The 11,951-nt window shown below is 69.5% G+C and carries 9 protein-coding genes; 4 read left to right on the top strand and 5 right to left on the bottom strand.

Going from position 1 to position 11,951, the window contains the following annotated elements; all coding sequences use genetic code 11:
* Positions 1-121, bottom strand: a 121-nt coding sequence (locus JGS39_RS42000) for a polyketide synthase docking domain-containing protein (protein WP_219573421.1), incomplete at its 3' end; no start/stop codon positions are given.
* Positions 122-638: 517 nt separating this feature from the next.
* Here JGS39_RS42000 and JGS39_RS32870 point away from each other — a divergent pair.
* The 4 genes from JGS39_RS32870 to JGS39_RS32885 all read left to right on the top strand — a co-directional run bounded on the left by JGS39_RS32870 (position 639) and on the right by JGS39_RS32885 (position 5,033).
* The gene (locus JGS39_RS32870; protein ID WP_219573414.1) at positions 639-875 is read left to right on the top strand and encodes an acyl carrier protein; all 237 of its coding nucleotides are present in this window, start codon (positions 639-641) and stop codon (positions 873-875) included.
* Between the two features lie 11 nt (positions 876-886).
* Positions 887-1,789 carry a helix-turn-helix domain-containing protein gene (locus tag JGS39_RS32875; RefSeq protein WP_219573415.1) on the top strand — a complete coding sequence of 301 codons (903 nt, stop codon included), beginning with the start codon at positions 887-889 and terminating at the stop codon, positions 1,787-1,789.
* Entirely contained in the window at positions 1,758-3,308 is a 1,551-nt protein-coding gene (locus JGS39_RS32880) for an AMP-binding protein (RefSeq protein WP_219573416.1), read from the top strand. Before JGS39_RS32875 ends, JGS39_RS32880 begins: the two co-directional genes overlap by 32 nt.
* Positions 3,309-3,437: 129 nt before the next feature.
* Positions 3,438-5,033 carry an MFS transporter gene (locus JGS39_RS32885; protein ID WP_219573417.1) on the top strand — a complete coding sequence of 532 codons (1,596 nt, stop codon included), beginning with the start codon at positions 3,438-3,440 and terminating at the stop codon, positions 5,031-5,033.
* 97 nt (positions 5,034-5,130) lie between these two features.
* Here the strand turns inward: JGS39_RS32885 and JGS39_RS32890 are convergent, their stop codons facing one another.
* From JGS39_RS32890 to JGS39_RS32905, 4 genes are all read right to left on the bottom strand, one after another.
* Positions 5,131-5,892 (bottom strand): TetR/AcrR family transcriptional regulator, encoded by a 762-nt coding sequence (locus JGS39_RS32890; protein WP_236064565.1) that lies wholly within the window; start codon positions 5,890-5,892, stop codon positions 5,131-5,133.
* 174 nt (positions 5,893-6,066) lie between these two features.
* On the bottom strand, positions 6,067-7,269 hold the full coding sequence (locus JGS39_RS32895) for an NAD(P)/FAD-dependent oxidoreductase (protein ID WP_219573418.1): 1,203 nt from the start codon (positions 7,267-7,269) through the stop codon (positions 6,067-6,069).
* Between the two features lie 73 nt (positions 7,270-7,342).
* Positions 7,343-8,443, bottom strand: a complete 1,101-nt coding sequence (locus JGS39_RS32900) for a beta-ketoacyl reductase (RefSeq protein ID WP_308120853.1) — start codon at positions 8,441-8,443, stop codon at positions 7,343-7,345.
* The gene (locus tag JGS39_RS32905) at positions 8,325-11,930 is read right to left on the bottom strand and encodes a type I polyketide synthase (protein WP_236065863.1); all 3,606 of its coding nucleotides are present in this window, start codon (positions 11,928-11,930) and stop codon (positions 8,325-8,327) included. Before JGS39_RS32905 ends, JGS39_RS32900 begins: the two co-directional genes overlap by 119 nt.
* Positions 11,931-11,951 lie beyond the last annotated feature (21 nt).

Consider the following 11,951-nt stretch of genomic DNA (forward strand, 5'->3'; position numbering starts at 1 on the left):
CCACGATCGCAATCGGCTCGCCGCTGGACTTGCGTTCGGCGGCAGCGAGCCTTTTGCGCATGTCGCGCAAGTCGGCTGTCGCCCGGCGCAGATACTCGAGAAGTTTTTCCTCGTTACTCACCGAGCATGCCCTCCTGTGTCATGACGTTCAGCGGACCGCGGACCCGAGAAAATGGCGGAACGAGCGGAATGAAGGAATGGAGCGTGGGACCACTCGGAAAATTACGGTGCCGGCGGACCTGTTGCCCACCCCTTAGTCGTGCCCGGGGTCCCCACAATCGGGCCCCTGCTCCGCCCAGGTCACCCCAGAGCCGGGGTGGGGTTGCCGGACCGTCCTGTCGGGCGGCGCACGGCGGGACGGGGGTCGGTCCACCACCCTCACCTGCGAGGCAACGCGCGAGCGCGCAGGGCCTACCCCGCATCCGCTGCCGGGAACGCCCATCGTGCGACGCCTTCATAGGGGCGGGTAGGGGTACTGGTTCGGACCCGCCGGGGCTAGCGTCGGGGCCCGGTATCCCATTCCGGCCGGGTACGTGGGCGGCCGGCTGCCTCGTCCCCGTTCCGGTCCGTCCAGCGGTCGGGCGATCCCGGAACATCATTCACCCCTTCACCCCTTCGCGCCTGAAACCGGAGTCATCATGTGGGATGAACAGTTCGACATTCTCCTTCGGAAGCAGCTGTCCTTCCTTTCCCCGGACGAGCCGATCACGGGCGACATGAGATTGCGCGAATTCGGTCTCGATTCACTGGGCATGATCGAGCTGCTCGCGGGCCTCGAAGCCGCCTACGACGTGCGCTTCCGCGACGAGGCGCTCTCCCTGGAGATATTCGAGACCCCGGACGTTCTCTGGAACTCACTGCAACGTCTGCGCTGAGGACCGGTGACATGCGTAGCGTCCCGGCATTGCGACTGTACGAGGGCGACCGGGCCCGGCTGGAGGCTCTGACCCGCATGTCGACGGCGCCCGCCGGGCTCGTCCGACGGGCGCGGATCGTGCTGCTCGCCGCGGAGGGCGCCTCGAACACGGAGATCGCCGCCCAGTTGCGGGTCTCCCGTCCGACCGTCATCAAGTGGCGTTCGCGGTACACGGATTCGGGTATCGCGGCGCTGGGCGATCTGCCCCGGCCGGGGCGTCCCGCGACGGTGGACGAGGTGGCGGTGCTCGTCGCCACGCTCGCTGACGGCGCCAGGCCTCCGGCCCGGCTGCGGGCCCCGTACTGGTCGTCGCGGCTGCTCGCCGACGAGTTGGGGATCGCCCACTCCACGGTGGCGCGCGTGTGGCGCAAGTGGGGAGTGCGGCCGCATCGCCCGGAGACCTTCCAGCTGCCGTCCGTGCCGCCCCTGCCGCCGGGCGTCCATCGCGGGGTCGTCGGTGTCTTTCGCGCGTCGTCGTGGAACGCCGTGGTCCTGCGGGCGGACGAGCGGACGGGGCACCGGGCCGAGGAACGGTTCCGCCCCCTGCTGGTCGACCGGGCCGGACCGGGCGCCGACTGCGCCTCCGCGCCGGCCGCCTTTCTGAACCTCCTGGACGCGGTCGCGCAGGCCCACCCCTACCCCAGGCTGCACGTGCTCATGAACGGAACGGGTGCAATGCGTTCCAGGGGTGTACGCGAGTGGCTGCTGAGAAATCCCCGGGTCTCCCTGCACCATGCGCCGGCCACCCGGTCCTGGGCCGATCTCACCGAGGTCAGCCTGCGGCTCGCGGGCGCCGGGCACCGCTCCACCTCATCCATCCACCGCCACCCGGGGACCACTCATGGACCAGACGTCGGCCCACGCCCTCTATGACCGTTTCCTGCGCGGACTCGCGCGGTCCCCGCAAGGGGTGGCCATCCGTGTCGGCGACGCCTCGTTGACGTACCGGGAACTGCATGACCGAGCGTTGGTCTGGGCGGGCTCGCTGCTGGCCGCGCTCCCGGAGCGCCCGGCCGCGGTGGGCGTGCTCGCGGGCAAGGGCCTGGACGCCTATACGGGCATCCTGGCCTGCCTGTTCACCGGGGTTCCGATGGTTCCGCTGCAACCTTCCTTCCCGGTGCTCCGTACCCTCCAGATGCTCGAAGCGGCGGGGGTGGAGGCGCTGCTCGTCGACGCCGAGGCCGTGACGGCGCTGGAGAAGCTGCGCGCCGAAGGTGTCACGCTTCCCGCCCTGCTGGACGGGGCCGCGGACGGTGTCGACGGCGTGCTCGCCCCCGATCCGGCGTCACGTCTGGCGCGCCCTCACCCGGTCGCCCCCGACGACATCGCGTACGTGCTCTTCACCTCCGGTTCCACGGGCCGTCCCAAGGGTGTGCCGGTCACGCACGCCAACGGTGCCCACTACTTCGGCCTGCTCGACGCACGGTACGACTTCGGTCCGGACGATGTGTTCTCCCAGAACTTCGACCTGAACTTCGACTGCGCGATGTTCGACCTGTTCTGCGCGTGGGGCACCGGGGCCACGCTGGTGGCCGTTCCGGCGGGCGCGTACCGGGACCTCCCCGGCTTCGTCGCCGAGCAGGGCGTCACCGTCTGGTTCTCCACCCCCAGCGTCATCGGTCTGATCCGTCGCACGGGACAACTGACGGACGGCGCACTGCCTTCGCTGCGCTGGAGCTTCTTCGCGGGCGAGGCGGTGACCTGTCAGGACGTGACGGACTGGCAGCGCGCGGCCTCGGGTTCGGCCATCGAGAACCTCTACGGTCCCACCGAACTGACGATCACCATCACCCGGCACCACTGGTCGCCCGAGAGGTCGCCCGGGATCTCCGTCGCAGGTGTCGTACCGATCGGGCCTGTGCACGCGGGGCACGCGTGGATGCTGCTCGGCGCGGACGGCGAACCGGACGCACGGGAAGGTGAGTTGTGTGTCGCCGGCCCGCAACTCACCGCCGGCTATCTGGACCCGGCCGACGACGCGGGCCGGTTCCTCGACCGAGACGGAGCCCGGTACTACCGGACGGGCGACCGGATCCGGCTGGGCGAGGACGGCCAGCTGCTCTACCTCGGCCGGCTGGACCAACAGGTTCAGGTGCGTGGCGTGCGGATCGAACTGTCGGAGATCGACGAGGCGCTGCGCCGATGCCCGGGGGTGGAAGACGCCGTCACAGTGCCGGTGCCCTCCGAGCAGGGCATCACGCTGGCAGCGTTCCACACCGGCGAGCGCGTGCCGCCCGTCGTCCTGGCCCGCGAGCTGAGCCGCACGCTCCCCCGCTCCGTACTCCCCCAGCACTTCTTCCACATCGCGGAATTCCCGCTCAACTCCAATCGCAAGATCGACCGCCGAGCACTGCTGCACCGCGCCCTGGAACTGCTCGGCCGGCCGCACTGAAGCCTTGGCGGGACAGGCCCCGGGGCCCCGGTCAGCCAAAGATGAGTACGCGACACGCCTACGCGTACCTGATACGCTCAGCGTGTTACATACCCAGGGTCATGACGCAGGAAGGCATGGACGTTTGCCATGACAGAAATCAAGCCCCGGGCGGGGCTCAAGGAATGGCTCGGCCTCGTGGTGATCGTCCTGGTCACCCTGCTGATCGCCATTGACATCTCAGTACTCGGCTTCGCGATCACACCCATCAGCGAGTCACTGAAGCCGAGCGCCACCCAGCTGTTGTGGATCATGGACATCTACAGCTTCGTGCTGGCCGGTGCCCTGATCACGATGGGCTGGGTCGGCGACCGCTTCGGACGGCGGAAGCTGCTGATCATCGGCGCCCTGGTCTTCGGCGTCGCATCCGCGCTCGCCGCGACGGCGGACAGCCCCGAGATGCTCATCGGCTCGCGCGCCCTGCTGGGGCTCGGCGCCGCGACGCTGACGCCGACCTCCCTGGCCCTGATCCGCAACATGTTCCACGACTCCAAGCAGCGGAAGTCGGCCATCGCCGCCTGGAGCGGCACCCTCGCCACCGGGGCGGCCCTCGGCCCGGTCGTCGGCGGCCTGCTGCTGAACAACTTCTGGTGGGGTTCGGTCTTCATGATCAACACCCCGGTCATGGTGCTGGTGCTGATCCTGGCCCCGATCCTGCTGCCGGAGCGGCGCGACCCCTCGCGCGGCAAGCTGGACGTGCTCGGCGCGTTCCTGTCGATCGCGGGCATCATGCCGTTCATCTACGGACTCAAGGAACTGGCGGTCGACGGCTGGTCCGGCGAGTCCGCGATCTGGGCCGGTGTCGGCGCCGTCCTGCTCGTCGCCTTCGTGCAGCGCCAGCGCATGACGTCCCACCCGCTCATCGACATCTCGCTGTTCCGCTACGGCGGCTTCACCGGAGCGATCCTGACCAACCTGATGGTGATGTTCTCGTTCATGGGCGTCAGCATCCTCACCAACCAGTTCCTCCAGATGGTGCTGGGCATGACGCCCTTCCGGGCGGCCCTGTGGTCCATGGCCGTGATGCCGGCGATCGGGATCGCGGTCGGCCTCGTCTCGGCCCTGTCCCGCAAGGTCAAGCCGGTCTATCTGGTCGCCAGCGGCATGCTCGTGATGGCCATCGGGTTCGGCGTGCTCAGCCGCCTCACGGTGGACTCGAACGTCGCCGTCCTGCTGGTCGGCGTGGGGCTGATGGCGGCCGGCATGACGGCCTCGAAGACGCTCACGGCGGAGATCGTCGTCACCTCCGCACCGAAGGAGCACGCCGGATCGTCCACCGCCACCTCGGAGACGTTCACCGAGTTCGGCAGCGCGTTCGGCTTCGCCGTCATCGGCAGCATCGGTTCCGCCATCTACCGGCATGACATGAACGCGGTGAACCCGACCGGTCTCGGCGGCGAGGCGCTGGACGCGGTACGCAACACGATCGGCGGTGCGGCGACCATCGCCGCCCAGCAGCCGGCCGCGGTCGGTGCCGAACTGCTCGCCACCAGCCGCGAGGCCTTCACCCACGGTCTCCAGGTGGCAGCGCTCTCCGGGGCCGCCGCCATGGTCGTGGTCGCCGCGATCGTCGCCGTACTTCTGCGCAAGGTACCGATCGAGACGGGCGAGCCCATCGACCCGTACGACATAGACGCACCGGCGACCGTGCCCTCCCCCAAGCGGATGCAGCCCACCGCGGGCTGAACCCGGTCCGGGGCGCCGCACGCGTGGACAGGGGCTGGTTGCCCACCCGGAAGGGTGGGCAACCAGCCCCTGTCCACGCGTGCGGCCGGAAGGCCTGTCAGGTGAGCGGCTCCTCGCCCCTGCGGATGCGAACCAGCACTTCGATACCGTCCAGGACCCGCTGGAGCCCGAATGTGAAGTCGTCCTCGGGCTCATCGAAAGCCCCGGCCTCCAGCAGCTCGACGAGGGCGGGGAAGGACGCGGAGTCGGCGTACTTGGCCAGCGCGCGGCCGTAGTTGGCCATCAGGTCGGTGTCGCTGATGTCCTGGGTTACGACACCGAGCGACATCTGCACGTTGTTGCGCACGTAGCCGATCATCAGCATCATCACGGACAGCTTGTCGTCCGGCCGCAGGGTGGTACCGCCCAGAGTGCGCAGGCCGCACTCCAGCCAGCTGAGCTGGCCCGGCTCCAGGGGCGGGCCGCTGACCGAGATCTGCAGCATCCAGGGGTGCCGGTGGAAGACCTCCTGGAAGGCCCGGGCCCACTGCTCCAGCCCGTCCCGCCAGTCGCCCTCGGCCGTGTCGATACGGGGCGGGGTGCCGTAGGCCATGTCCAGCATCAGCTGCCGCAGCTCGTCCTTGCTCGACACGTGGCGGTACAGCGACATGGTGCCGAAGTCGAGGCTCTTGGCGACGCGGGACATGGACAGCCCGGCGAGACCGTCGGCGTCCGCCGACTCGATCGCGGCCGTCACGATGCGCTCGACACTCAGACCGGTACGCGCGGTGCGCTGTTCCCGGTTCCGCAGTTCCCAGAGCACCTCGATGCTGTTCGGCAGGCCGACGCCTTCCGTACTCGTTCCTTCACCAGTAGTCATCTCGTGCCTGCCTTCATCAGGAGCCCTTCCCATGCGTATCACGCACGCATAGAGCATCGTATACGCCCCGGGTCCACCGTACGCGGAGCCGGTGTGAGACCGAGGTGGAGAGACGGTACGGCACTGAGCGCGGTGCCGTACCGGGCGGCCCACGCCCGCCTCCTGGCAGGGATGTCAGACGCCTGCCGCCGTGGCGGCCAGCTCCGACGACGGCCGGCCGAGCAGCTGCCGGCACTGCCGCAGGCCACGTGCGCTGTTCCAGCCCAGCCCGCCGACGAGGACCCCGTCGCGGTGGTACGCGGCGACGAACTCCCGGTCCGCGGTGGAGCCGCTGATGATCTCCGTCCGCGCGTCGGGCGGGCACCAGCCGATGGTCTGGATCTTCTCCCCGAACTGATGTGTCCAGCCGAAGGGCACGGGGGTGTACGGCTTCGCTCCCGCTTCGCCCGCCAGCAGGTTCGCGGCGACCGCCATGGCCTGCTGGGCGGCGTTGGTCCGCTGTTCGAGTCTGACGCGGGCCCCGGCCACCATGGGGTGGGGCCAGTTGGCGACATCTCCCGCCGCCCACACCCCGGGTGCGGCCCGGCAGTAGGCGTCGCACAGGACCCCGTCCCCCAGGGGCAGTCCGGATTCGGCGAGCCAGTCGACGGCGGGCACCGAGCCGATCGCGACGACGACCAGTTCGGCGTCGACGGTGGTGCCGTCGGCGAGCAGAACCCCCCGGACACCGGCGTCGTCCCGAGCCATTCCCACCACATCGGCACCGAGAACCAGCCGCACCCCGTGGTCACGGTGGAGGCCGGCCACGAGCCCCCCGATCTCGGCACCGACCTGGCGCGCGAGCGGCTGGGCGTTCGTGTCGATCAGCGTCACGTCGAGCCCGGCGCCACGCGCCGTGGCGGCGATCTCCGCACCGAGAAAGCCTGCCCCGATCACCGCGACCCTGGGCCCTGCCGCGAGCGCCTCGCGCAGGCGGACCGCGTCGTCCAGCGACCGCAGGACGTGGACACCGCGCAGGCCGTCCCCGCACGGCAGCCGGCGCGGCCGGAGTCCGGTCGCGATGATCGCCGCGTCGTAGGGCAGCCGCTCGCCGGTGGAGAGGGCGACGGTACGGGCGGCCGGGTCGAGGCCGGTGGCCCGGCAGCCGAGGCGCAGCTCGGCGTCGACGGCGGCCAGCACCTCCTCCTTCCGCAGCCAGGTGCTCGGCGGTTCCCAGCCTTCGCTCAGCAACTCCTTGGAGAGCGGCGGCCGTTCGTACGGGGGATGGCGCTCGTCGCCGACGAGCGTGAGCTCTCCCTCGTACCCCTTGGCACGCAGCGTCTCCACCGCGGTCAGTCCCGCGGCCGACGCGCCCACGACCACTATCCGGTTCAGCACACTCGCTCCTCGTCTCCGGTCCGTACTCACGTGAACGCCTGGCGCCATGACCGGCGAGGCCTGCTGGGAGGCATCACACCTCGCCGTCGAGAATGTCGAACAGCTCGTCCGCTGTGGCCGCACTGAGGTCGTCCGCGGGAGCGTCCTCGCCGAAGAGCGTCCGGCGCAGGTGCGCGGCCAGCTCGGCGGCCGAGGGGTAGTCGAAGATCAGCGTCGGCGCCAGCCGGCAGCCGGTCACCTCGCCCAGGCGGTTCCTGAGTTCCAGAGCCGTCAGGGAGTCGAATCCGATGTCGAGGAACCCGCGCTCGGCCGGGACGGCCTCGGCGCCCGAGTGCCCCAGAACGGCGGCGGCGTGACCGCGCACCAGGTCCAGCAGGGCCCGTTCCCGGTCCTCCGCGCCGAGCCCGGCGAGACGGGCCACCAGCGCGGCAGGATCGGCGCTCCTCGTGCGGTTCCGGACCACGGGACCGGCCCCGGTGGGGACCATGTCCCGCAGAAGGGGGTGCAGCGCACCCGGCTTTGCCTTGAGGGTCGGTACGTCGACGGCGATCGGCACCAGCGCCGGCAGCTTGGAGCGCAGGCCGGCGTCGAAGAGCCGGAGTGCGTCGGCCGGGGCGAGGGCCGGGAGGCCGCGTGCCGCCATGAGGCGGACATCGTCGTCGATGGTCTCGGTCAGGCCCGTGGCGACGTCCCACAGCCCATACGCCAGGGAAGTGGCCGGCAGCCCCTCCGCCCGGCGATGCACCGCGAGCCCGTCCAGGAACACGTTCGCCGCCGCATAGTTCGCCTGACCCGCCGCCAACACCGAACCACCCGCCGACGAGAACATCACGAAAAACGCAAGATCCCGCTCCCGCGTCAGCTCATGCAAATACCAGGCACCATCCGCCTTCGCACCCAACACCCGATCCAACCGAGCCACATCCATCGACCCCACCAGACCGTTATCACCCGCACCCGCCGCATGCACCACACCGACCAGACCAGCGCCCACACCCCCCACCAGATCCGCCACCGCGGACCGGTCGGACATGTCACACGCCACCACCGACACCTCAGCACCCAAACCACGCAAAACACCGCACAACTCGCCAACCCCAGGAGCCTCCGGACCACGACGCCCCGCCAACACCACGCACCGCCACCTCCGGCTCACCCGAACCAAGCACCACACCCGCAACATCAGCGAACGAACCACCCACCGGATCCACATCCACCAACACAAACCGACCCGGATTCTCCGCCTGCGCAGCCCGCACCAACCCCCACACCGGCGCCCCACACACATCCACACCCACATCACCACCCACACAAACCGCACCACGCGTCACCACCACCAACGGACCAGCCTCCTCACCCACCAACCACCCCTGAACCGCCTCCAACACCCCACCCAACACCGACCGCACACCCACCACCGGATCCACACCCACCGACACCGGCACCTCAAACACCCCAGCACCACCAACCCCCACCACCACACCACCAGCAGCACCACCAGCAGCAGCAGCAGCAGCCACCAACGGCCGCCACACCACCTCATGCAACCCACCACCCACACCCGACCCCGCCAACTGCTCCACCGACACCGGACGGAACATAAGTCCGCCGATCGTGGCCACAGGGGCGCCGTCCTGGCCCGCCAGGCTCATCGTGAGGCTGCTGGCGCCCTGGGGCGACAGGCGTACCCGCAGCGAGCGGGCGCCGGCGGCATGCAGGGACACGTTCGTCCAGGTGAAGGGAAGCTCGGTCGGCTCGTCGCCCGTGACGTCCTCACCGACCCCCAGTGCGTGCATGGTCGCGTCGAGCAGGGCGGGGTGGAGACCGAATCGTTCGGCGTCCCCGTGCGCCTGCTCGGGCAGTTCGACCTCGGCGAAGACGTCGTCCCCGCGCCGCCACACGGCCTTGAGCCCGCGGAAGACGGGGCCGTAGACGTAACCCTGCTTGTGAAGCAGCTCGTAGGCATCGCTCGTTCGTACGACTGTTGCTCCGGGCGGAGGCCATTCGGTGAGGTCGAACGACGGCACCGGCTCCCCCGCACCACCACCCACCACACCCTCCGCGTGCAACACCCACGCCCCACCCGCACCCGCACTCTCCCGACGCGAATGCACCCGCACCGAACGAGAACCCACCTCATCCGGACCACCCACCACCACCTGCAACGCCACACCACCACGCTCCGGAACAACCAACGGCGCCCGCAACGTCAACTCCTCCACCACCCCACAACCCACCTCGTCTCCAGCCCGCACCACCAACTCCACAAACGCCGCCCCCGGCAACAACAGCGACCCCAAGACCTCGTGATCCGCCAACCACCCCATCCCCTCCACCGACAACCGCCCTGTCAGCACCACACCACCTGAATCAGGCAAATCCACCGAAGCGCTCAACACGGGATGATCAATCGCCACCTGCCCCAGACCACCCGCATCTCCACCAGCCGCACACTCCAACCAGAACCGTTCACGCTGGAAGGCGTAGGTGGGCAGATCGACACGGCGCGCACCCGATCCCTCGAAGAACCGGGCCCAGTCCACCGGCACACCGGCCACATGCAACTGACCCAGTGCCGCGACAGCCGAGGCAACCTCGGGTCGACCCTTACGCACCAGCGGAACGAAGACGGCTGCCTGCTCCGCGTCGACAGACTGCTGTGCCATCCCACTCAGCACACCGTCCGGACCCACCTCGACGAACGACGTCACCCCACGCGACACGACAAACGACACCGCATCCGCGAACCGCACAGCCTCCCGCACATGCCGCACCCAGTACTCCGGCGTCGCGACCTCCTGCGACAGCTCACCCGTCACGTTCGACACCAGAGGAATCGACGGGGCGCCGAACGACAGCCCGGCCACCGCAGCGCCGAACTCCGCCAGCATCGGCTCCATCAACGGCGAGTGGAATGCGTGCGACACCCGCAGCGTGCTCGTCCTGCGGCCCTGATCGGCAAGCTTCCCCACCAGCTCCGCGACCGGCGCCTCCCTACCCGAAACCACCACGGAACGCGGCCCGTTCACAGCAGCCACGGCCACCCCGTCATTCAGCAGCGGAAGGACTTCGTCCTCCGTCGCCTCCACCGCCACCATCGACCCACCCGCCGGCAACGCCTGCATCAACCGACCACGCGCCACCACCAACTCAGCCGCATCACCCAAAGACAGAACACCGGACACATGCGCGGCGGCAATCTCACCAACCGAGTGCCCCACCAGATAGTCCGGACGCACCCCCCACGACACCACCAACCGGAACAACGCCGTCTCCACCGCAAACAGCCCCGCCTGAGCGAACATCGTCCCGTTCAGCAGAGCGGCATCCTCACCCCACACCACCTCACGCAACGAACGCCCCAACCGGACATCCAGCTCAAGCAGCACCTCATCGAACGCCGCGGCGAACACCGGATACGCCTCATACAGCTCCCGACCCATCCCCAACCGCTGCGCACCCTGCCCCGTGAACAAGAAGGCCGTAGCACCGGCCGGCCGGGCCGACCCCCGCACCACCAAAGGTGACACCTCACCCTCGACCAGCGCCGTCAGACCCCGCACCAACCCCTCACGGTCCGAAGCCGCCACCACCGCACGATGCTCCAACACCGCACGCGACACCACCGACGAAAAACCCACATCCAACAACGACGGAGAGGACTCACCCGCCACCCGGCCCAGCAACCGCGTGGCCTGGTCCAGGAGGCCGCTCCCGCTCTGCGCCGACAGCACGACGGGGACGACGGAGAGCCCGTTCACCGCTTCGGTCTCCGGCTCGTCCGTCGCCGGGGCCTGCTCCACGATCACATGCGCGTTCGTCCCACTCAGACCGAACGACGACACCCCCGCACGACGCGGACGATCACGCTCCGGCCACGCCCGCGACTCCGTCAGCAGCTCCACCGCACCCGCGTCCCAGTCCACGTGGGGTGAACGAGTCTGCGAGTGGAGCGACTTCGGCAGCACACCGTGCCGTATCGCCTGCACCGCCTTGATCACCCCACCCACACCGGCGGCCGCCTGCGTGTGGCCCAGGTTCGACTTCAACGAGCCCAGCCACAGCGGATCACCCTCCGGGCGACCCTGCCCGTACGTCGCCAGCAAAGCCTGCGCCTCGATCGGATCACCCAACCGGGTCCCCGTCCCGTGCGCCTCCACCAGATCCACGTCCGTGGTCGTGATCCCGGCGTTCTCCAGCGCCGCGCGGATCACGCGTTGCTGCGACGGGCCGTTCGGGGTGGTCATCCCGCTCGACGCGCCGTCCTGGTTGATGGCACTGCCCCGGACCACGGCGAGGACCGGGTGGCCGTTCCGTCGGGCGTCGGAGAGGCGCTCGACCATGAGGACGCCTACGCCCTCCGAGCAGCCCGTGCCGTCGGCATCGGCGGCGAACGACTTGCAACGGCCGTCCTTGGCCATGCCCCGCTGGTGACTGAAGTAGAGGAACATGTCCGGCGTCGTCATCACCGTCACGCCACCGACCAGCGCCATCGAGCAGTCGCCGCGGCGCAGTGCCTGCCCTGCCCAGTGGAGGGCGACGAGGGACGATGAGCACGCAGTGTCGACGGTGACGGCAGGGCCTTCGAGGCCGAGTGTGAAGGCCACGCGGCCGGTGACGAGGCTGCCGTCACTCGTGCCGGGTCCGTAGTCGTGGTACATGACACCGGCGAAGACGCCGGT

This window comes from Streptomyces poriferorum, assembly GCF_019399235.1.
In the GTDB taxonomy this organism is placed as follows: Bacteria; Actinomycetota; Actinomycetes; order Streptomycetales; family Streptomycetaceae; genus Streptomyces; species Streptomyces poriferorum.